A 22,464-nucleotide genomic window follows, 5' to 3' on the forward strand; every position below is an offset into this window, starting at 1 on the left:
AATTGGTTGCTGCACTGCAGCGATCGTCCGATTTTGATCAAGCCGGCGCACTTTCGCGCCTCCGGCACGCAAAAGGAAAAAGCCCCGGCGTTCGGGGCTTTTTCCTTTGCTTTCAGCGCGTTATTGCGCCCAGGGCGGCGTGGCGCGGGTCGTGGCCCCGAGTTTCTGGCGCAGCGTGTCGGCCTGCGCCTGCAGGCCCAGGCTGTCCAGCGCGTGCAGCACGATCCAGTCGGCGCTGACTTCGAAGAAGTCGCGCAGGCGGGCGCGGGTGTCGCTGCGGCCGAAGCCGTCGGTGCCCAGCGTGCGGTAGGGCGCGGGCACCCAGGCGCGGATCTGTTCGGGCACGGCGCGCACGTAGTCGGTCGCGGCCACCACCGGCGCGTCGCTGCCGCCGAGGCAGGCGCGCACCCAGTCCGCGTCCGGCGCGGTGGCCAGGCCGAGCGCGCGGGCGCGTTCGGCCTCGCGGCCGTCGCGCGCCAGTTCGGAGAAGCTGGTCACGCTCCAGACCTCGGCATCCACGTCGTATTCCGCGTGCAGCCGCTCGGCGGCCATTTCCGCTTCGCGCAGCATGGGGCCGGCGCCCAGCAGGCGCACCGCGGCCTGCTGGCGCGCCGGGCGCAGGCGGTACATGCCGCGCAGGATGCCTTCGGCCGCCGCGCCGTCCTGCGGCAGGTCGGGCTGCGCCAGGTTCTCGTTGGTGACGGTCAGGTAGAAGAACTCGTCGCGCTGCTCGTCCAGCATGCGGCGCATGCCGTACTCGACGATCACCGCGACTTCGTAGGCGTAGGCCGGATCGTAGGCGCGGCAGTTGGGCACGGCCGCGGCCATGATGTGGCTGGAGCCGTCCTGGTGCTGCAGGCCTTCGCCGCCCAGCGTGGTGCGGCCGGACGTGGCGCCGATGAGAAAGCCGCGCGTGCGCTGGTCGGCCGCGGCCCAGATCAGGTCGCCGATGCGCTGGAAGCCGAACATCGAGTAATAGATATAGAAGGGCAGCATCGGCAGGCCATTGACCGAGTAGCTGGTGCCGGCCGCCGTCCACGACGAGATCGCGCCGGCTTCGGTGATGCCTTCTTCCAGGATCTGGCCGTCGCGCGCCTCGCGGTAGTACAGCACCGAGCCGATGTCCTCGGGTTCGTACAGCTGGCCCTGCGCCGAGTAGATGCCGATCTGGCGGAACAGGTTGGCCATGCCGAAGGTGCGCGCTTCGTCGGCCACGATCGGCACGATGCGCGGGCCGACCTGCGGGTCCTTCAGCAGCGCTGTCAGCATGCGCACGATGGCCATGGTGGACGACATTTCCTTGCCGTCGGCGCTGAGCGCGAAGCGCGCCCATTGCTCGACCGCCGGCGGCGCCAGGCGCGGCGCCTGCGTCTGGCGGCGCGGAATGTGGCCGCCGAGCGCGGCGCGGCGCGCCTGCAGGTGGCGCAGCTCGGCGCTGTCTTCGGCGGGGCGGTAGAACTTGAGCGCCAGACAGTCGGCGTCGGAAATCGGCAGCGCGAAGCGGTCGCGGAACGCCAGCAGCGCCTCGTCGTCCAGCTTCTTCTGCTGGTGGGTGGTCATCTTGCCCTGGCCGGCCGTGCCCATGCCGAAGCCCTTCTTGGTCTGCGCCAGGATCACGGTGGGCTGGCCGCGATGATGCGCGGCGCGGTGGTACGCGGCATGGATCTTGACCATGTCGTGGCCACCGCGGTGCAGGCGGTCGATGGCCTCGTCAGTCCAGTCGGCCACCAGCGCCGCCAGCTCGGGATTCTGGTTGAAGAAGTGCGCGCGGTTGAAGGCGCCGTCGTTGGCGGCGAAGGTCTGGAACTGGCCGTCCACCGTGTTGGCGAAGGCGCGCGCCAGGGCGCCGTTGGTGTCACGGCGCAGCAGGGCGTCCCAGTCGCTGCCCCAGACCAGCTTGATGACGTTCCAGCCGGCGCCGGCGTACAGCGTTTCCAGCTCGTCGATGATGCGGCCGTTGCCGCGCACCGGGCCGTCCAGGCGCTGCAGGTTGCAGTTGACCACGAACACCAGGTTGTCGAGTTTCTCGCGCGCGGCCAGGGTCAGCGCGGCGATCGATTCGGGCTCGTCCATCTCGCCGTCGCCGAAGATGCCCCAGACCTTGCGGTCGGCGCCCGGCACCAGCGAGCGGTGTTCCAGGTAGCGCATGAAGCGCGCCTGGTAGATCGCGTTGATCGGGCCGATGCCCATCGAGCCGGTCGGGAACTGCCAGAAATCCGGCATCAGCCACGGATGCGGGTACGACGACAGGCCGCGCAGGCCGCGCGCGGTGGCGGTGATTTCCTGGCGGAAGTGGGCCAGGTCGTCGTCGCTGAGGAAACCCTCCAGGTAGGCGCGGGCGTAGACGCCGGGCGCCGAGTGCGGCTGCATGTAGACCAGGTCGCCCGGGCCGTCGGCGCCGGCGGCGCGGAAGAAATGGTTGAAGCCGACCTCGAACAGGTCGGCGGCCGAGGCGTAGCTGGCGATGTGTCCGCCCAGCTCGCCATGGGCCTGGTTGGCGCGCACCACCATGGCCAGCGCGTTCCAGCGGTTGATGCGGGCAATGCGTTCCTCGACCGCCAGGTTGCCGGGGAAGGGCGGCTCCTGGTCGGCGGGAATGGTGTTCAGGTAGGCGGTGCGCGTCTGGCTGTTGGCGCGCAGCCCCAGCGTGGCGGCATGCCCCAGCAGGTTGTCCAGCACATAGCCCGCCCGGTCGGCGCCCGAGGCCTCGACCAGGGACTGCAGGCCGTCGCGCCATTCGGCGGTTTCGGCGGGATCGGCGTCATGCCGGGGGTCTGTCCCGGCGGGGGAATGGCTGGCGTCGCACATGATGGTTTTGTCTCCTTGTAAGCGCCATGCTAGTCCTGTCCCTGGGGCATGGGTAATCAAAATGCCAGGAGGAAATCCAGGTTTTCAGCATAATCGTTTGCCGATTTCAGGGTGGGCGGCAGGATCTGCCGCCAAGGGCCGCTTACCGGTGGTGACCACCTGCTGGACGCCGAGGCGCTAGAATTCGCGCTTCAGAAAAAACAAACCGGCAACCAACAGGGCGTAAACGCCCTGAAGGCCGTGGCCGTCCCGCTCCCGCGGCGGGTCGACCCCGGCCAGTAAAGGGAGACTTCAATGACTCAACCCACCACCGTCCCGGCAGAGGTCACGCTACCGGAACTGACGTTCCGCGGCGTGCTGCTGGGCGCGGTCATCACCATCATCTTCACCGCCTCCAATGTGTTCCTGGGGCTCAAGGTCGGCCTGACCTTTTCGTCGGCGATCCCGGCGGCGGTCATTTCCATGTCGGTGTTGCGGCTATTCAAGGACGCCAACATCCTCGAGAACAACATGGTGCAGACGCAGGCCTCGGCGGCCGGCACGCTGTCCTCCATCATCTTCATCCTGCCGGCCCTGGTCATGATGGGCCACTGGCAGGGCTTTCCGTTCTGGCAGACCCTGGGCATCTGCGCGGCCGGCGGCATGCTGGGCGTGATGTTCACGATTCCGCTGCGCCACGTGATGGTGGTGCAGAGCGACCTGCCGTATCCGGAAGGCGTGGCCGCGGCCGAGATCCTGCGGGTTGGCAGCGCCGAGCGCGCCCAGGAAGCGGCCGAAGAGGCGGGCCGGGCGCCGGCCAAGCCGGCCGCCACCGGCATGGGCGACATCGTCAGCGGCGGCGTGGTCGCGGCGGCGGTCAGCTTCGCCGCCAGCGGCCTGCGGGTGCTGGGCGAAGGCGTCAGCGGCTGGTTCGCGCTGGGCGGCGCGGTGTTCCGGCTGCCGATGGGTTTTTCGCTGGCGCTGCTCGGCGCCGGCTACCTGATCGGCATCGTGGCCGGCCTGGCCATGCTGACCGGGCTGGTGATCTCGTGGGGCATCGCGGTGCCGATCCTGACCTCGATGGCCGAGATGCCCGCCGGCATGACGCTGGCCAAGTTCGCCACCGGGCTGTGGTCGTCGCAGGTGCGTTTCATCGGCGCCGGCGTGATCGGCGTGGGCGCCATCTGGACGCTGGCGACGCTGTTCGTGCCGATGGCGCGCGGCGTCAAGGCCTCGTTCTCGGCGCTGACAAAGGCTGGCGCGGCGCGCGCCGGCAAGGCCCCGCGCACCGAGCGCGACCTGTCTGCCGGCTGGATCTCGGTGGTCACGCTGGTGCTGGTGGCGGTGCTGGTGATCACCTTCCAGGTGTTCCTGGCGGGCGCGCCGCTGTCGGCCGCGGCCATCTGGAAGCTGGTGGCCTACGCGGTGCTGTTCGCCTTCGTGTTCGGCTTCCTGGTGGCGGCCGCCTGCGGCTACATGGCCGGCCTGGTGGGGTCGTCGACCAGCCCGATCTCGGGCGTGGGCATCGTCGCCATCGTGCTGGTGTCGTTGCTGATGCTGGCCCTGGGCGGCGAATTGCTGGCGGTGCAGAACGGCGTGCAGATGACGATCGCGCTGGCCATCTTCAGCACGTCGGCGGTGGTGGCCGTGGCGTCGATCTCGAACGACAACCTGCAGGACCTGAAGACCGGCTGGCTGGTGGGCGCGACGCCCTGGCGCCAGCAGGTGGCGCTGCTGATCGGCTGCGTGGTCGGCGCCGCGGTGATCTCGCCGGTGCTGGAGCTGCTGTACAACGCCTACGGCTTTGCCGACGCCATGCCGCGCGAAGGCATGGATCCGGCGCAGGCGCTGTCGGCGCCGCAGGCCACGCTGATGCTGGCGATCGCGCGCGGCATTTTCACGCACCAGCTGAACTGGACCATGATCCTGATCGGCATGGCGGTGGGCGTCGGCCTGATCGTGCTGGACGAGATCCTCAAGCGCACCTGCAAGGTGGCGCGCATCCCGGTGCTGGCGGTGGGTATCGGCATCTACCTGCCGCCGACCGTGGCGGCGCCGATCGTGGCCGGCGCGCTGCTGGCCTGGCTGCTGGAGCGGGCGCTGCGCCGTCGCGCCGCGGCCGCCGGCAAGGACTACGAGTCGTTCGCCGAGGCCGCCAACCGGCGCGGCGTGCTGATCGCCTCCGGCCTGATCGTGGGCGAGAGCCTGGTGGGCGTGGTGATGGCGGCCATCATCGGCGCCGCCGGCACCGATGCGCCGCTGGCGATCGCGGGCGAGGAGTTCGCGCGCACCGCCTCGTTCCTGGGGCTGGCGGTATTCGCGCTGGTGGCGGTGCTGTTCTGGCGCCGGGTGATGCGGCTGGCGTAGCGCCGCGACGCATCGATCAAGGGGCATGGCGCGCGGGCGCCATGCCCTTTTTTCATGCGGATCGCAGCAGGTCGGCCAATGTGCGGGCGATGACCTTGGTGGCGCGCCGCAGGTCTTCCAGCACTACGCGCTCGTCGCTGCGCTTGGCGTGCGATTCCAGCACGGTGCGCGGACCGGCGCCGTAGATCACACCGGGAACGCCGGCCTCAGCATACAGGCGCACGTCGGTATAGAGCGGCGTGCCCATGGCGGGGATGGGCTCGCCGAACAGCTCCTGGCCGTGCTTGCGCAGGGCGTCCACCAGTGGCTGGTTGCCGGGCAGCGGCCGCATGGCGTTGGCCAGCAGCAGGCGCCTGATCTCGACGCGGATGCCGGGCGCGGCGGCCGCGGCGTCTTCGATGATGCGGCGGATGTCGGCCTCGACCTCGGCCGCGTTCTCTTCGGGGATCATGCGGCGGTCCAGCTTGAACACGACCTTGCCGGGCACCACGTTGGTGTTGGTGCCGCCTTCGATGCGGCCGATGTTCAGGTAGGGGTGGCTGATGCCTTCGACCTGCGAGGTGATCCCGCGATAGCGCGCATTCTGCGCATACAGCGCGTTCATGATGCCGACCGCGCCCTGCAGCGCGTCCACGCCGGTGGCGGGAATGGCGGCGTGCGCCATCTTGCCGTGCACCGTGACTTCCATCTGCAGGCAGCCGTTGTGCGCCGTCACGACTTCATAGCTGAAGCCGGCCGCGATCAGCAGGTCGGGTTTCGTCAACCCCTGGCGCAGTAGCCAGCCGGGCCCGAGCAGGCCGCCGAATTCCTCGTCGTAGGTGAAATGCAGCTCGACCGCGCCGTGGCTCGGACGGGCCACCGCTTCCAGCGCGCGCAGCGCGAAGGTGAAGCTGGCGAAATCGCTCTTGCTGACCGCGGCGGCGCGGCCGTACAGGCTGCCGTCCACGATCTCGGCGCCGTACGGATCGTGCTCCCAGCCGTCGCCCGGCGGCACCACGTCGCCATGGGCGTTGAGCGCGACGCGGCGGCCGCCGGCGCCGTATTCGCGGCGCACGATCAGGTTGGTGATGGATTCCATGCCATAGGCGCGCACCTCGTCGGCGGGCACGGGATGGGACTCGGCCTGCAGGCCGAAGCCCTGCAGCAGTTCGGCGGTGCGGACGGCGTGGGGGGCGTTGTTGCCCGGCGGCGTGTCGGTCGGCACGCGCACCAGTTCCTGCAGGAAGCGCACTTCTTCATCGAAGTGGGCGTCCACCCAGGCGTCGAGTCGGGCGTAATCGGTCATGGTTCAGCTCGTTGCTTCGTTGGCGAGATCGTCAAGCAGCCGCTGCATTGCCTGCGCGGCCAGCTGCATGTCGTGGTTGGTGGTGGATTCGAGCGGGTTGTGGCTGATGCCGGCGTTCTGGCCGCGCACGAACAGCATGGCTTGCGGCATGATCTCGTGCAGCTTCATGGCGTCGTGGCCGGCGCCGCTGGGCATGCAGTGGACCGGCACGCCCTGCGCCTGGACCGCGCGCTCCCAGCGTTGCTGCCAGGCCGGCGCGCTGGGCGCGGCGGCGGCGCGCATGGTCTCCTCGAGCGTGTAGCGCAGGCCGCGGCGCTGGCAGATCGCTTCCAGTTCGGCCAGCACGTCCGTGGCCAGCGCATCGCGCTGCGGATCGCTGGGCGCGCGCAGGTCGAGGCTGAAGCGGCATTCGCCGGGCACCACGTTGATCGAGCCATTGGGCACTTCCAGCATGCCGACGGTGCCGACCGAGTCGCCGTCGCGCGCGGCGCGGCCTTCGACGAACACGATCAGCTCGGCCGCGGCCACGGCGGCGTCGCGGCGCCGGTCCATCGGCGTGGTGCCGGCGTGGCAGGCCGTGCCGTGGATCCGCACGCGGTAGCGCACGCAGCCGTTGATGGAGGTGACCACGCCCAGCGGCAGGCCCATTTCATTGAGCACGGGGCCCTGTTCGATATGCACTTCGACAAAGCCCAGATAACGGGCCGGGTCGCGCTTGAGCTTGGGAATGTCGTCGATACACAGCCCCGCGTGCGCCATGGCCTCGCGCATGCTGATGCCGTCGGCGTCCTTCTGTTCCAGCCAGCGCGGCTGGAAGTCGCCGATCAGCGCGCCGGAACCGAGGAAGGTGGCCGGATAGCGCTGGCCCTCTTCTTCGGAAAAGGCGATCACTTCGATCGCGTAGGGCAGGCGCCGGCCCTGACGGTGCAGCGCGCGCACGCAGGCCATCGGCACGAAGATGCCGAGGCGGCCGTCGTATTTGCCGGCATTGCGCACCGTGTCGTAATGGCTGCCGCTCATCAGGATGGGCGCATCGGCGCGGACCGCATGGTAGCGGCCGACCACGTTGCCGACCGCGTCGATGCCGACTTCGTCGAAGCCGCAATCGCGCATCCAGTGCGAGATGCGCTGCGCGCAGGCGCGGTGCGCATCGGTCAGGTAGGTGACGGTGAGCTGGCCGTTCTCGGCATAGCCGGGGTCGCTGTGCGCGCTGAGTTTTTCCTGCCAGTCCCAGATGTCGTTGCCCTGTTGCGGTTCGGCGCCGAAGCGTTCGTGCAACTGCACTTCGGCGTCGCGGTGCAATTGGCGCAGGGCCTCGCGGCGCTCATCGTCCGGCGCGTTGTGCTGGCGGCGTTCGAGGGCCTGGACCCACTGCGCGTCTTGCACGGGGGCGCCGCGCGGGTCGTAGCGGGACAGCACGAACGGGAAGCCGAAACGCGCGGCATGGTCGGCGGCCAGCGCGGCTGCGGCGTTGGCGGCGAGGGCGGGCGCGGGCTGGGCGCGCAGCAGCGCCAATTGCGCGGCGGCATCGGCGTCGTCCACCGCGCGTTGCAGCGCCAGCTGCAACTGGGCCACGCTGTGCACCGGCCGCGCGCGCACCGCCTGGTCCACGGCCCAGGGCGCGTGCGGATACAGGTCGGCCAGCATGGCGGCCGCGTCTTGCGGCGCGGCGTCGTTGAATCGGGCGAGGGTATGGGCCATGGTTGCGCCGTTCAGGGAGCGGGTTGATAGGGATGGCGCGCCTGCCAGTGCCGGGCGATGTCCAGGCGGCGGCAGACCCAGACGCGGTCGTGGCGCGCGATGTGGTCCAGGAAGCGTTGCAGGGCGACGATGCGGCCCGGCCGGCCCAGCAGGCGGCAATGCATGCCGATGCTGAGCATCTTGGGGGCCTCGTCGCCTTCGGCGTAGAGCGCGTCGAAACTGTCCTTGAGGTACTGGAAGAACGGGTCGGCGTGCGAGTAGCCCTGCGGCAGCGCGAAGCGCATGTCGTTGCAATCCAGGGTGTAGGGCACGATCAGTTGCGGCGCCACGCTGCCGTCGCTCTTTTGCACCTGCATCCAGAAGGGCAGGTCGTCGCCGTAGTAGTCGCTGTCGTACTCGAAGCCGCCGTAGTCGGCCACCAGGCGGCGCGTGCGCGGGCTGTCGCGGCCGGTGTACCAGCCCAGCGGGCGGGCGCCGGTCAGCTGCGCCAGGGCGTCCATGCCCAGGCGCATGTGCTCGCGTTCGGTGGCTTCGTCCACGTTCTGGTAGTGCACCCAGCGCCAGCCGTGGCAGGCGATCTCGTGGTCGAGTTCGACCAGCGCCGAGGCCAGCTCGGGGTGGCGCTGCAGCGCCATGCCGACGGCGAACACCGTGAGCGGCAGGCCGCGCTTTTCGAATTCACGCAGGATGCGCCAGACGCCCACGCGCGAGCCGTACTCGTAGATGCCTTCCATGCTCAGGTGGCGTTCCGGGTAGCTGGCCGGATTGAACATCTCGGACAGGAACTGCTCGGACCCCGCGTCGCCATGCAGCACGCAGTTTTCGCCGCCTTCCTCGTAATTGAGCACGAACTGCACCGCGATGCGGGCGCCGCCGGGCCATTGCGCATGCGGCGGGTTGCGGCCGTAGCCGATCAGGTCACGCGGGTAGGGCTGGGTGGCGTCGTAGGTGCTCATGGCGGGGCGGGCGTGGACATCGTGTTCGACACGATAAGGTAAACCGCATTGTCTGTATACAATTTATGTACATCATTAGTGATGACCCTAATACGCCAGGGAAAATCGGTCGTCCTGAAACGAACAACCCGCCGGCATGCGCTGCCGGCGGGTTGTTCGTGGGCATCGGTAATCGGTCGGGTCAGCGCAGGTCGCCGCAGGGCCAGGCGCTGGCGCCGTAGCCGCCGTCAGCCGTTGCGGTAGAGAAAGCTGTAGGCGTTGATCGCCGGCACCCCCCCCAAGATGCGCGTACAGCACCCGGGAACCGGCAGGAATCTCTCCGCGCCGCACGATGTCCATCATGCCCTGCATCGATTTACCCTCGTAGACCGGGTCGGTCATCATCCCTTCGAGCCGCGCGCACAGGCGGATGGCCTCGTTGGTCTCGGCCGACGGCAGGCCGTAGGCCGGGTACGCATAACGCGTGTCCAGCACCACGTCGCTGTCCGTGATGGGGCGTTGCAGGCCCACCATGTCGGCGGTGCGGCGCGCGATGCGCAGGATCTGCGCGCGGGTCTGGTCGGGCGTGGCCGAGGCGTCGATGCCGATCACGCGGTCGGCGCGGCCGTCGGCGGCAAAGCCCACCACCATGCCGGCCTGGGTGCTGCCGGTGACGGCGCAGACCACGATGTAGTCGAACCTGAAGCCCAGCTCGGCCTCCTGCCGCCGCACTTCCTCGGCGAAGCCGACATAGCCCAGCCCGCCCAGCTCATGGTCGGAGGCGCCGGCCGGGATCGCATAGGGCTTGCCGCCGCGCTTGCGCACGTCTTCCAGCGCCTCTTCCCAGCTGCGGCGGAAACCGATGTCGAAGCCCTGGTCCACCAGGCGCACGTCGGCGCCCATCAGCCGGCTCATCATGATGTTGCCGACCCGGTCGTAGACCGCGTCCGAGTAGTCCACCCAGTTTTCCTGCACCAGCACGCAGGCCAGGCCGAGCTTGGCGGCCACCGCCGCCACCATGCGGGTGTGGTTGGACTGGATGCCGCCGATGGTGACGAGCGTGTCGCAGCCCTGTTCCAGCGCCTGCGGAATCAGGTATTCCAGCTTGCGCAGCTTGTTGCCGCCGAATGCCAGGCCGCTGTTGCAGTCCTCGCGCTTGGCATAGATCTCGACCTTGCCGCCCAGATGGGCGGACAGGCGCTCGAGCTTCTCGATGGGGGTGTCGCCGAAGGTCAGGCGATGGCGGGGAAAGCGTTGCGGATCCATGCGGGCTCCTGGTGGGGAAGGGTCCGGGCGGACGGCGCCGCGGATGGAAAAATCATAGGAACCCGTCGGATTGTTGGTCAATTGCGTATTTTTTTTATTTCTTCCTTTTAAATTTTTAGGAAATTGGATTTTTAGATCTAATATTTATGAATAAAAAATAAAAACCAAATTAAATTTTATAGGGACATATTGAATGGCCGCCATCGCCGGGCTGGATCGCATCGACCGCCAGATCCTTCGCCTGCTGCAGCAGGACGCCCAGATCACCAACCTGGACCTGAGCGCGCGCGTGCACCTCAGTCCCGCGGCCTGCCTGCGGCGCGTGGAAAAGCTCAAGGCCGAGGGCATCATCCGGAAGACCGTGGCGCTGCTCGAACCGGCTGAGGTCGAGATGGCCACGCTGGTCATCGTCGGGGTGGTGCTGGACCGCTCCACGCCCGAGTCCTTCACCGACTTCGAAGCGGCGGCGCGCGGCATCAGCGGCTGCCTCGAATGCCACCTCGTGGCGGGCGAGTTCGACTACTTCCTGATGCTGCGCATCCGCGACCTGGAGCGCTTCAACAAGCTGCACGCGGGCGAGATCATCAAGCTGCCCGGGGTGCGCCAGATCCGCACTTTTTTCGTCCTGAAAGAGATCCTGTCGACCACCGAGCTGCCGCTCTGACGAGGCTATTGCGCAACACCCCGTGCGCGGGCCAAAAAAAATGCCGCATTGCGGCATTTTTCGTTAGCGGAAATTGGTGGCGAGTAGACAGCGTAATTGCAGGGGTTGGGCGGACATTCCAATACCGCATGGAGCCATTCCGCTTGCGCTTTTGCGTCACGCAATCGCAAGAAGACGCCCATAAACTCAAAGGGTTATACTTTCATCCATACGGCTTTCAAGGCTTGTACGCGCCTTCTGCCCCTGCTATCCGCTAAACGGGAAGCCCGTGTCGCGGAAGGTTTTCCTGCATCGTAATCGAGTGAAGCACTCGTAAAGGTGAAGCGATTATGTCTTCGGAAATAGAATCCCTATCCACGTCTTACTTGTTTGGGGGAAATGCCCCCTACGTTGAGGAGCTTTACGAAGCCTACCTCGACAACCCCGGTTCGGTACCTGACAACTGGCGCGAATACTTCGACCAGCTGCAGCACGCTCCCGCGACCGACGGCCAGGAATCCACCCGCGACCAGGCCCACGCTCCCATCGTCGAATCGTTCGCCCAGCGCGCCAAGGCCAATGCCTTCGTGCAACGCGCCGCCGAACCCGATCTGAGCGTCGCCTCCAAGCAAGTCTCGGTGCAATCGCTGATCGCCGCCTACCGCTCGCTGGGTTCGCGCTGGGCCGACCTGGATCCGCTCAAGCGCCAGGAACGTCCCCCGATCCCCGAACTCGATCCGGCCTTCTACGGCCTGACCGAAGCCGACCTGGACCAGACCTACTCGGCCACCAACACCTACTTTACGACCGCCAGCACCATGACGCTGCGCGACATCCTGAAGGCGCTGCGCGACACGTACTGCCGCAGCATCGGTGCTGAATTCACGCACATCTCCGACCCCGCCGCCAAGCGCTGGATCCAGGAACGCCTGGAAACCACGCTGGGCGCGCCGACCTACTCGGTCGAGGAAAAGCGTCACATCCTGCAGCAGCTGACCGAGTCCGAAGGCCTCGAGCGTTTCCTGCACACCAAGTACGTCGGCCAGAAGCGCTTCTCGCTGGAAGGCGGCGAAAGCTTCATCGCCTCGATGGACGAAGTGGTGAACCACGCCGGTGAAAACGGCGTCCAGGAAATCGTGGTCGGCATGGCCCACCGCGGCCGCCTGAACCTGCTCGTGAACATCATGGGCAAGATGCCCGGCGACCTGTTCGCCGAGTTCGAAGGCAAGCACGCCGAAGGCCTGACCGATGGCGACGTGAAGTACCACAACGGCTTCTCGAGCGACCTGTCGACCCGTGGCGGTCCGGTGCACCTGTCGCTGGCGTTCAACCCGTCCCACCTGGAAATCGTCAACCCCGTGGTCGAAGGCAGCGCGCGCGCCCGCCAGGAACGCCGCGGCGACGCCGAAGGCAAGCAAGTGCTGCCGGTGCTGGTGCACGGCGACGCGGCCTTCGCCGGCCAGGGCGTGGTGATGGAAACGCTGAACCTGGCCCAGACCCGCGGCTACGGCACGGGCGGCACGATGCACATCGTCATCAACAACCAGATCGGCTTCACCACGTCGGATCCGCGCGACTCGCGCTCGACGCTGTATTGCACCGACGTGGCCAAGATGATCGAAGCCCCGGTGTTCCACGTCAACGGCGACGATCCCGAAGCCGTCGTGTTCATCACCAAGCTGGCCCTGGATTACCGCCTGCAGTTCCGCCACGACGTCGTGGTCGACATCGTCTGCTTCCGCAAGCTGGGCCACAACGAGCAGGACACCCCGTCGCTGACGCAGCCGCTGATGTACAAGCGCATCGGCCACCACCCCGGCACGCGCAAGCTGTACGCCGACAAGCTGACCACGCAAGGCGTGCTGGCCGAAGGCGAAGCCGACCAGCTGGTCAAGGACTACCGTCAGCTGATGGAAGACGGCCAGCGCACCATTGAACCGGTGCTGACCGACTACAAGAGCAAGTACGCCATCGACTGGTCGCCGTTCCTGGGCGCCAAGTGGACCGACCAGGCCGACACCGCCGTGCCGCTGGCCGAGCTCAAGCGCATCGGCGAGCGCATCACCACGGTGCCGGAAGGCTTCACGGTGCACCCGCTGGTCGCCAAGCTGCTGAACGACCGCCGCACCATGGCCAAGGGCGAGATGAACCTGGATTGGGGCATGGGCGAACACCTCGCCTTCGCCACGCTGGTTTCGTCGGGCTACGCCATCCGCATCACCGGCCAGGACTCGGGCCGCGGCACGTTCACGCACCGCCACGCCGTGCTGCACGACCAGAACCGCGAGCGCTGGAACGACGGCACCTACATTCCGCTGCAGAACGTCTCGGAAGGCCAGGCTCCGTTCACCGTGATCGACTCGGTGCTGTCCGAAGAGGCCGTGCTGGGCTTCGAATACGGCTACTCGAGCGCCGAACCCAACACGCTGACCATCTGGGAAGGCCAGTTCGGCGACTTCGTCAACGGCGCCCAGGTCGTGATCGACCAGTTCATCAGCTCCGGCGAAGCCAAGTGGGGCCGCCAGTCGGGCCTGACGCTGATGCTGCCGCACGGCTACGAAGGCCAGGGTCCCGAGCACTCGTCGGGCCGCATCGAGCGCTTCCTGCAGCTGTGCGCCGACAACAACATGCAAGTGATCCAGCCGACCTCGGCCTCGCAGATCTTCCATGTGCTGCGTCGCCAGATGATCCGCCCGTTCCGCAAGCCGCTGGTGCTGTTCACGCCCAAGTCGCTGCTGCGCAACAAGGACGCCGGTTCGCCCCTGACCGAACTGGCCGGCGGCAGCTTCCGCCCGGTCATCGGCGAGGTCGACGAGGCCATCGACGCCGCCAAGGTCAAGCGCGTGCTGGCTTGCTCGGGCAAGGTCTACTACGATCTGGTCAATGCCCGCCGTGAACGTGGCGCCGACAACGTCGCCATCGTCCGCGTCGAGCAGCTGTACCCGTTCGCGCACAAGTCGTTCGAGACCGAACTGCGCAAGTACCCGAAGGCCACCGAAGTGATCTGGGTCCAGGACGAGCCGCAGAACCAGGGTGCGTGGTTCTACGTTCAGCATCACGTGTACGAGAACATGGTCGAAGGCCAGAAGCTGGGTTACGCCGGCCGCGCCGCGTCGGCATCGCCGGCCGTGGGCTACCTGGCCAAGCACCAGGAACAGCAGAAGGCCCTGATCGAAACGGCTTTCGCGCCCAAGTTCAAGGTCATGCTGACCAAGTAACCAACCCGATGCACGCGCGGCGTGCGGCAAGTTCCAGCAACCCGCTTTCGAACTTTGCCCGCGCCGCGCGGTCCAGAACACACACTCTACGGAATAAACAAAATGGCTATCACCGACGTCGTCGTCCCCCAACTCTCCGAATCCGTTTCCGAAGCGACCCTGCTGACCTGGAAGAAGCAGCCCGGCGCTGCCGTCGAAGCGGACGAAATCCTGATCGAAGTCGAAACCGACAAGGTCGTGCTGGAAGTGCCGGCTCCCGCCTCGGGCGTGCTGGCTGAAATCGTCAAGGGCGATGGCAGCACCGTCACCTCGGGCGAAGTCCTGGCCCGTATCGACACCGCCGGCAAGGCCGCCGCCACCCCGGCCACCGCCCCCGCCGCCGAAGCGCCCAAGGCCGCCGCGCAAGCCGCCGCCGCCCCGGCCGCTCCCGCCTCGACCGCCGCCGCCGGCGTGGCTTCGCCCGCCGCCGCCAAGATCCTCGCCGAAAAGGGCGTGGACGCCGCCAACGTCGCCGGCTCCGGCCGTGACGGCCGCGTCACCAAGGGCGACGCCCTGAACGCCAGCGCCCCCGCCGCCAAGGCCGCCCCGGCCAAGGCCGCCGCCGCTCCGGCCCCGACCACGCTGTCGCTGGACGGCCGTCCGGAACAGCGCGTGCCGATGAGCCGCCTGCGCGCCCGCATCGCCGAGCGCCTGCTGCAATCGCAACAGGAAAACGCGATCCTGACCACGTTCAACGAAGTGAACATGCAAGCGGTCATCGATCTGCGCAACAAGTACAAGGACAAGTTCGAGAAGGAACACGGCATCAAGCTGGGCTTCATGTCGTTCTTCGTCAAGGCCGCCGTTGCCGCGCTGAAGAAGTTCCCGCTGATCAACGCCTCGATCGACGGCAAGGACATCATCTACCACGGCTACTTCGACATCGGTATCGCTGTCGGCAGCCCGCGTGGCCTGGTGGTGCCGATCCTGCGCAACGCCGACCAGCTGTCGATCGCCGAGATCGAAAAGACCATCGCCGACTTCGGCCGCCGCGCCGCCGACGGCAAGCTGGGCATCGAAGAGATGACCGGCGGCACGTTCTCGATCTCCAATGGTGGCGTGTTCGGCTCGATGCTGTCGACCCCGATCATCAACCCGCCGCAATCGGCCATCCTGGGCGTGCACGCCACCAAGGATCGCGCCGTGGTGGAAAACGGCCAGATCGTCATCCGCCCGATGAACTACCTGGCCCTGTCCTACGACCACCGCATCATCGACGGCCGCGAAGCCGTCCTGGGCCTGGTCGCCATGAAGGACGCCCTGGAAGATCCGCAGCGCCTGTTGCTGGACCTGTAATCTCGGCGCCCTGAGCCCGGCGCCGCCGCGGCCTTCGGGCCGGCGGCGCCCGGCCGGCCCCTCGGGCCGGCTCGCGCGGGCCGGGGCGAGTTTCACTCCCTCCTCATTCGCGAGAACACTATGTCCAAACAATTCGACGTCGTCGTCATCGGCGCGGGCCCCGGCGGCTACATCGCCGCCATCCGCGCCGCGCAGCTCGGCATGTCGGTGGCTTGCATCGACGCCTGGCAGAACGGCCAGGGCGGCCCGGCCCCCGGCGGCACCTGCACCAACGTTGGTTGCATCCCGTCCAAGGCGCTGCTGCAATCGTCCGAGCACTACGAGCAGGCCAACCACCACTTCGCCGAGCACGGCATCGAAGTCAAGGGCGTCAGCCTGAAGCTCGACACGCTGATCGGCCGCAAGAACTCGGTGGTCAAGCAGAACAACGACGGCATCCTGTACCTGTTCAAGAAGAACAAGGTCACCTTCTTCCATGGCAAGGGCGCGTTCGTCGGCCAGGTCGAGGGCGGCTGGGCCATCAAGGTCACCGGCACCGCCGAGGAAGACCTGGTTGCCAAGCACGTGGTGGTCGCCACCGGTTCGTCGGCGCGCGAGCTGCCCGGCCTGCCGTTCGATGAAAAGGTCGTGCTGTCCAACGACGGCGCGCTGAACATCGGCGCCGTGCCGAAGTCGCTGGGCGTGATCGGCGCCGGCGTCATCGGTCTGGAAATGGGCAGCGTGTGGCGCCGCCTGGGTTCGGAAGTCACCATCCTGGAAGCGATGCCGGAATTCCTGGCCGCCGCCGACCAGCAAGTGGCCAAGGAAGCCCTGAAGGCCTTCACCAAGCAAGGCCTGAACATCCAGATGGGCGTCAAGATCGGCGAGATCAAGGCGACCGCCAAGTCGGTGACCGTGCCCTACGTCGACGCCAAGGGCGCCGAGCAGAAGCTGGTGGTCGACAAGCTGATCGTCTCGATCGGCCGCGTGCCCTACACCGGCGGCCTGAACGCCGACGCCGTGGGCCTGAAGCTCGACGAGCGCGGCTTCGTTGCCGTGGACGGCGATTGCAAGACCAATCTGCCCAACGTCTGGGCGGTGGGCGACGTGGTGCGCGGCCCGATGCTGGCGCACAAGGCCGAGGAAGAGGGCGTGGCGGTTGCCGAGCGCATCGCCGGCCAGCACGGCCACGTCAACTTCGACACCGTGCCGTGGGTCATCTACACCTCGCCGGAAATCGCCTGGGTCGGCAAGACCGAGCAGCAGCTCAAGGCCGAAGGCCGCGAGTACAAGGCCGGCAGCTTCCCGTTCCTGGCCAACGGCCGCGCCCGCGCGCTGGGTGACACCACCGGCTTCGCCAAGGTGATCGCCGATGCCAAGACCGACGAAGTCCTGGGCGTGCACATCGTGGGCCCGATGGCCTCGGAACTGATCTCGGAAGCCGTGACCATCATGGAATTCCGCGGCGCCGCCGAAGACATCGCCCGCATCTGCCATGCGCACCCGACGCTGTCGGAAGCCGTGAAGGAAGCCGCCCTGGCCGTCGACAAGCGCGCCTTGAACTTCTGATCCGGCACCGCGCTGCGGCTTAGCCAAAGGGGCGGGTTCTCGGACCCGCCCTTTTTTTCATTTGCCTGACCTGCCTTCCCCATGAACGTCCGCGAATACTACGAACAAGCCCTGGCCGAACGCGGCTACCAGCCCGACGCCGCCCAGAAAAAGGCGATCGACCGGCTGCAGCGCTATTACGACGAATGGGTCAAGTTCAAGGCGCTGCGCTCGAACGCGCTCAAGAAGCTATTGAACCGTCCCGACGTGCCGCGCGGCGTGTATCTGTGGGGCGGGGTGGGGCGCGGCAAGAGCTTCCTGATGGACGCGTTCTACGCCACCGTGCCGGTGGTGCGCAAGACGCGCCTGCACTTCCACGAATTCATGCGCGGCGTGCACCGCGAGCTGGAAGAAGTGAAGGGCATGCAGGACCCGCTGGACGAGGTCGCCAAGCGCGTCGCCAAGCGTTATCGCCTGATCTGTTTCGACGAGTTCCATGTGTCGGACGTGGCGGACGCGATGATCCTGCACCGTCTGCTGTTCAAGCTGTTCGAGTACGGCACCTCGTTCGTGATGACCTCCAACTACGAGCCATCGACGCTGTATCCCGACGGCCTGCACCGCGACCGCGTGCTGCCGGCGATCGAGCTGATCCAGGCGCGCATGGACGTGATGAACGTGGATGCCGGCGTCGATTACCGCCGCCGTTCGCTCGAGCAGGTGCAGTGCTATCACTCGCCGCTCGATGAGCATGCGCAGCAGGCGCTGCAGCAGGCGTTCGACAGCCTGGCCGACACGCCGCCGCAGGAGCCGGTGCTGCACATCGAGCACCGCGAGATCCGCGCGCTGGCGCTGGCCGGTTCGGTGGTGTGGTTCGACTTCGCCACGCTGTGCGGCGGCCCGCGTTCGCAGAATGATTACCTGGAGCTGGCCAACCGCTTCCACGCCGTGATCCTGTCCGGCGTGCCGCGCATGGGACCGCGGCAGGCCTCCGAGGCGCGCCGCTTCACCTGGCTGATCGACGTGTTCTACGATCACCGCGTCAAGCTGATCATGTCGGCCGAGTGCGAACCCGAGGAAATCTATACCGAGGGCGTGCTGGCCAATGAATTCCACCGCACGGTCTCGCGCATTCTCGAAATGCAGTCGCGCGAATACCTGGAATCCGAGCGCCGCCTGACCGTAACGTTGTAGTTATGCCGCAAGCGCCCGCCCCGTGGACGCGCGCGGGGCGGTTTGCGTGGTTAGCATTAGTAATGCAAGTCATTATCAATTAAGATCCGAAGACTTCAGGTCCCGTACCGCAGTCTTCAAGTGTCTTCCCCCTTCATTCCGTCTTCGGCCTCGTGCGCCGATGCGTCCGTCACGCCCGTCGATGGCCTGTACCGCGACCATCGGCCATGGCTGTTCGGCTGGCTGCGCCGCAAGCTCGGCTGCGCGCACCGCGCCGAGGACCTGGCGCAGGATGTGTTCGTGCGCGTCATCCAGGGCCGCAAGACGGTGCGCGCCGGCGATGCCCGCGCCCTGCTGACCACCATCGCCAAGGGCCTGGTGGTCGATCATCAGCGCCACGCGGCGTTGGAACACGCTTATCTGGCCTATCTGGCCGCGATGCCCGAGGCCCATGCGCCGTCGCCCGAAACGCAGGCCGAGCAGATGCAGGCCCTGATGCAGCTCGACCGGCTGCTCGACAGCCTGCCGCCCAAGGCGCGCTCGGCGTTCCTGTTGTCGCAGCTGGACGGCCTGACCTATCCCGAAATCGCGCAGCGGCTCGGCGTGTCGCTCAGTTCCGTGCAGCAGTACATGGTGCGCGCCATGTCCGCCTGCTATGCGGCGCTTTATGACTAGCGTCCTCGGCAGGCCGTCGGAGTCCGTGGTGCGCGAGGCCATCGCCTGGTGGGCCCGTCTGCAATCCGGTCAGGCCGATGCGCACGACCGCGACGCCTGTGATGCCTGGCTGGCGCGGGATCCCCTGCACCGGCAGGCCTGGGATCGGCTGGAAATGATCGGCCACGATGCGCGCCGCGTTCCCGCGGCATTGGCGCATGCGGCGCTGGACGCGCCGGGGCCGGCCGGCCGCCGCCGGGCTTTGCGCGCCATGCTGACGCTTGCGGGCGTCGGCGTGGCGGGATGGGCCGGATACCGGCACACGCCGTGGCAACGCCTGGCGGCGGACCTGAGCACCGGCGTCGGCGAACGGCGCACGGTCGCGGTGGCCGATGGCCTGCTGATCACCTTGAACAGCGACAGCGCGCTGCGCTTGCGGCTCGACGGCGGCGCGCGCGGCATCGATCTGCTGCGCGGTGAGATTCTGGTCAACGCGCAAGCGCGGGCGGGCGCGACCGCGCTGCGGGTGGATACGGGCTACGGCGCGCTGTTGGCCGAGAACGCGCGCTTTGACGTGCGGCGCATGGATGACGGCGCGCGGCTGGGGGTCTACCAGGGCAGCGTCGCGCTGCTGCGCGACGGGCGGCAGGCCCAGGCCGAGGCGGGCGAGCGCCTGACCTATGGCGCGCAGGGCGCCGTCGAGCGGCATGCCGCGGATCCGGACCGCCTGGCCTGGGTCGACGGCCTGGTGGTGGCCAAGGACTGGCGCCTGGATTACTTCGCCCAATACCTGGCGCGCCAGCGGATCGGCGTGATCCGGGTGGACCCGGCGGTGGCCGGGCTGCGGCTGTCGGGCGTCTTTCCGCTGGACGACGCCGAACGCGCGCTCAGGGCGCTGGAGCCGGCCCTGCCCATCGTGGTGACGCGGCATACGCAGTATTGGCTGCAGGTCGGTCCGCGCGCGGTCTGATCGTTACAATTTTCTCGCTCGACGCATTGCAGGTTTTTGTTCCCGGTACGGAAAGGCAGAGATAGAGACCTACGTACAGGGAGTTTTTCGTGTCCGCTTCATCCTGCCCGCGCCCGCGCGCGACCTTGACCGCCGGCCGCCTGGCCGTGCTTGCCGCGACCTGCGCCGGCGCCTGGCTGGCCGCCGCGCCTGCCGCCTGGGCGCAAGCCTCGCCCGCCGCGGCCCAGGCCCCGCGCACCTACCAGATCGCCGCCGGTCCGCTCGGCGATGCGTTGACCCAGTTCGCGCGCAGTGCGGGCGTGGTGCTGTCGTTCGACCCGGCCCAGGTGCGCGGCCTGCGCTCCGACGGCCTGGACGGCGCCTATTCGGTGGGCGCGGGCTTTGCCCGCATCCTGGCGGGCAGCGGCCTGCTGGCGCGCGCCCAGTCCGGCAACACCTGGACGCTGGTGGCGGCCCCGGCCGCGCAGGCGGGTGATACGCATACGCTGGCGCCAGTCACGGTGTCGGGCAATTCCCTCAGCGCGCTGGCGCCGACCGTGGGCTATGTGGCCGGCGCCAGCGTCAGCGCCACCAAGACCGACACCCCGCTGATCGAGACGCCGCAATCGGTGTCCGTGGTCACGCGCGAGCAGATCGCGGAGCAGGGCGCGCAGACGCTGAACCAGGTGCTGCGCTATACGCCCGGCGTGGCGACCGAAACGCGCGGCGCCACCGCCACGCGGCTGGACCAGTTCAGCGTGCGCGGTTTCTCCGCGTCGACCTACCTGGACGGCTTGCGCGTGTTTGGCGGGCGCGATGCCCTGCCGCAGGTGGATGCCTACCGCCTGGAGCGCGTGGACGTGCTGAAAGGGCCGGCCTCGGTGATGTATGGGCAGGGCGGCCCCGGCGGGGTGGTCAACCAGGTTAGCAAGCGGCCGCTGGAAGAAGCGCTGCATGAAGTCGAGCTGCAGGTCGGCAACTACGACTACCGGCGCGCCAATTTCGATTTCGGCGGCCCGCTCGATACGGACGGCAAGTACCTGTACCGCCTGGTGGGATCGGGCTACATGTCCGACGGCCAGATCGACCACACCAAGGAGCGCCGCTATTTCGTCTCGCCGGCCTTCACCTGGAAGCCCAGCGGCGACACCTCGCTGACCGTGCTGACGAATTTCCAGCGCGATCCCGACATGGGTTCCTACGGCGCGGTGCCGCCGATGCGCTCGCTGCTGTCGGCGCCGGACGGCATCCGCCTGTCTCCGAGCTACTACGACGGCGACGCCAACTTCGAGAAAAGCGACCGCAAGAGCTATTCGCTCGGCTATGTGCTGGACCACCGCTTCAGCGACAGCCTGAAGGCGACGCAGAGCCTGCGCTGGACCCATTCCGACGCCAAGTACCGCAGCATCTACGGCGCGTCCAGCCGCTTCTACGGCTACACCGACAGCCGCTACCTGTATCAGCAGCGCGCCGCGATCGCGACCGACGTCGAGGTCGGCGCGCTGACCATCGACAACAACCTGCAGGCGCGTTTCAACACCGGCGCCTTCGGCCACACGGTGCTGCTGGGCTTCGACTACCAGCACGTCAAGACCGACACGCTGTCGGGCTTCGGCAGCGCGCCCGCGCTGAACGTGATGAACCCGGACAACCACCAGAACATCCCGGTGCCGCCGTTCTCGACCGACGCCACCACCACGCAGTACCAGACCGGCCTGTACTTCCAGGACCAGATCAAGATCGATCGCCTCTCTGTGCTGCTGGGCGGACGCTACGACTGGTCGCGCAACGTCGGTGAAAGCACCGCCATCGCCACCGGCCGCACCACGCCCTCGTCGCTGCGGGCCGAGGCCTTCACCGGCCGTTTCGGCGTGATCTATAACTTCGACAACGGCGTGGCGCCGTACTTCAGCTATTCCGAATCGTTCGAGCCGCAATCGGGCACCGGCTGGAACAACGCGCCGTTCAAGCCGATCGAGGGCAACCAGTACGAGGTCGGCATCAAGTGCCAGCCGCCGGGCAGCGCGACGTTGCTGCCGGTGGCCGCGTTCGACATCCGCCGCGAGAACATGCTGACCACCGATCCGGACCCGGCGCACCTGTGCGGCACGTCGAACGCGCGCTGCCAGATCCAGTCGGGAGAACTGCGCACGCAGGGCGTCGAGCTGGAAGCCAAGACCGAGCCGCTGCGCGGCCTGACGCTGATGGCGGGCTATTCGTTGCTGGACAACGCCTATTCCAAGGCCAATCCCGGTACGACCGGTCTGAATCTCAAGGGCAAGGCGCCGGTGGGCGTGCCGTCGCAGCAGGCCTCGGCCTGGGCCCGCTACCAGTTGCAGGGCGGTCCGCTGGCCGGCCTGGGCGTGGGCGGCGGCGTGCGCTACATCGGATCGTCGTATGGCGACGAGGCCAACACCATGAAGGTGCCGTCGGTCACGCTGTTCGACCTGATGCTGGACTACGACCTGGGCCGCGTGTCGCCATCGCTCAAGGGCATGCAGGTGGCGCTGAACGTGCAGAATCTGTTCGACAAGGAATACATCGCCTCGTGCTCGGGCGATTCCTGGTGCTGGTACGGCTACCAGCGCTCGATCAAGGCCAGCCTGCGTTATCGCTGGTAGGCC

General features: G+C 67.5%; 13 protein-coding genes and 1 pseudogene. 9 read left to right on the forward strand and 5 right to left on the reverse strand.

All coding sequences use genetic code 11. The annotated features are described in order from the left end of the window. Positions 1 to 120: 120 nt before the first annotated feature. Complete coding sequence (mdeB, locus tag AOZ49_RS24935) at positions 121 to 2,808, reverse strand: alpha-ketoglutarate dehydrogenase (RefSeq protein ID WP_054478386.1); 2,688 nt, start codon at positions 2,806 to 2,808, stop codon at positions 121 to 123. Positions 2,809 to 3,102: 294 nt separating this feature from the next. Between mdeB and AOZ49_RS24940 the strand changes: the two genes are divergently transcribed. Further along, entirely contained in the window at positions 3,103 to 5,154 is a 2,052-nt protein-coding gene (locus tag AOZ49_RS24940) for an OPT family oligopeptide transporter (RefSeq protein WP_054429529.1), read from the forward strand. A 52-nt stretch (positions 5,155 to 5,206) separates the two neighbouring features. Here the strand turns inward: AOZ49_RS24940 and AOZ49_RS24945 are convergent, their stop codons facing one another. The 4 genes and pseudogenes from AOZ49_RS24945 to AOZ49_RS24960 all read right to left on the reverse strand — a co-directional run bounded on the left by AOZ49_RS24945 (position 5,207) and on the right by AOZ49_RS24960 (position 10,341). Beyond that, the gene (locus AOZ49_RS24945) at positions 5,207 to 6,439 is read right to left on the reverse strand and encodes a M20 family metallopeptidase (RefSeq protein ID WP_054478388.1); all 1,233 of its coding nucleotides are present in this window, start codon (positions 6,437 to 6,439) and stop codon (positions 5,207 to 5,209) included. 3 nt (positions 6,440 to 6,442) lie between these two features. Continuing rightward, positions 6,443 to 8,140, reverse strand: coding sequence for a hydantoinase/carbamoylase family amidase (locus AOZ49_RS24950; protein WP_054478390.1), 1,698 nt, complete (start codon positions 8,138 to 8,140; stop codon positions 6,443 to 6,445). 11 nt (positions 8,141 to 8,151) lie between these two features. Further along, positions 8,152 to 9,096, reverse strand: a complete 945-nt coding sequence (puuE, locus tag AOZ49_RS24955; RefSeq protein WP_054429526.1) for an allantoinase PuuE — start codon at positions 9,094 to 9,096, stop codon at positions 8,152 to 8,154. 227 nt (positions 9,097 to 9,323) lie between these two features. Beyond that, a pseudogene (locus AOZ49_RS24960) lies at positions 9,324 to 10,341 on the reverse strand (1-aminocyclopropane-1-carboxylate deaminase). A 193-nt stretch (positions 10,342 to 10,534) separates the two neighbouring features. Here AOZ49_RS24960 and AOZ49_RS24965 point away from each other — a divergent pair. The 8 genes from AOZ49_RS24965 (at position 10,535) to AOZ49_RS25000 (ending at position 22,461) form a co-directional block, all read left to right on the forward strand. Beyond that, positions 10,535 to 11,005 (forward strand): Lrp/AsnC family transcriptional regulator, encoded by a 471-nt coding sequence (locus AOZ49_RS24965; protein ID WP_006393566.1) that lies wholly within the window; start codon positions 10,535 to 10,537, stop codon positions 11,003 to 11,005. Positions 11,006 to 11,334: 329 nt separating this feature from the next. Next, positions 11,335 to 14,202, forward strand: a complete 2,868-nt coding sequence (locus AOZ49_RS24970) for a 2-oxoglutarate dehydrogenase E1 component (protein WP_054429524.1) — start codon at positions 11,335 to 11,337, stop codon at positions 14,200 to 14,202. A 102-nt stretch (positions 14,203 to 14,304) separates the two neighbouring features. Then, positions 14,305 to 15,537, forward strand: a complete 1,233-nt coding sequence (gene odhB, locus AOZ49_RS24975) for a 2-oxoglutarate dehydrogenase complex dihydrolipoyllysine-residue succinyltransferase (RefSeq protein ID WP_054478392.1) — start codon at positions 14,305 to 14,307, stop codon at positions 15,535 to 15,537. 120 nt (positions 15,538 to 15,657) lie between these two features. Then, positions 15,658 to 17,085 carry a dihydrolipoyl dehydrogenase gene (gene lpdA / locus AOZ49_RS24980; protein WP_054429522.1) on the forward strand — a complete coding sequence of 476 codons (1,428 nt, stop codon included), beginning with the start codon at positions 15,658 to 15,660 and terminating at the stop codon, positions 17,083 to 17,085. 81 nt (positions 17,086 to 17,166) lie between these two features. After that, on the forward strand, positions 17,167 to 18,258 hold the full coding sequence (zapE, locus tag AOZ49_RS24985) for a cell division protein ZapE (RefSeq protein ID WP_006393570.1): 1,092 nt from the start codon (positions 17,167 to 17,169) through the stop codon (positions 18,256 to 18,258). A 120-nt stretch (positions 18,259 to 18,378) separates the two neighbouring features. Beyond that, positions 18,379 to 18,912, forward strand: coding sequence for a sigma-70 family RNA polymerase sigma factor (locus AOZ49_RS24990; protein WP_054478394.1), 534 nt, complete (start codon positions 18,379 to 18,381; stop codon positions 18,910 to 18,912). Further along, positions 18,905 to 19,861 carry a FecR domain-containing protein gene (locus AOZ49_RS24995; protein ID WP_054478396.1) on the forward strand — a complete coding sequence of 319 codons (957 nt, stop codon included), beginning with the start codon at positions 18,905 to 18,907 and terminating at the stop codon, positions 19,859 to 19,861. Before AOZ49_RS24990 ends, AOZ49_RS24995 begins: the two co-directional genes overlap by 8 nt. Before the next feature lie 89 nt (positions 19,862 to 19,950). Next, positions 19,951 to 22,461, forward strand: coding sequence for a TonB-dependent siderophore receptor (locus AOZ49_RS25000; protein ID WP_054478398.1), 2,511 nt, complete (start codon positions 19,951 to 19,953; stop codon positions 22,459 to 22,461). Positions 22,462 to 22,464: the final 3 nt, after the last annotated feature.

Origin of the sequence: Achromobacter sp. 2789STDY5608615, from assembly GCF_001298995.1 — a bacterium.
Classification (GTDB): domain Bacteria; phylum Pseudomonadota; class Gammaproteobacteria; order Burkholderiales; family Burkholderiaceae_B; genus Achromobacter; species Achromobacter insuavis.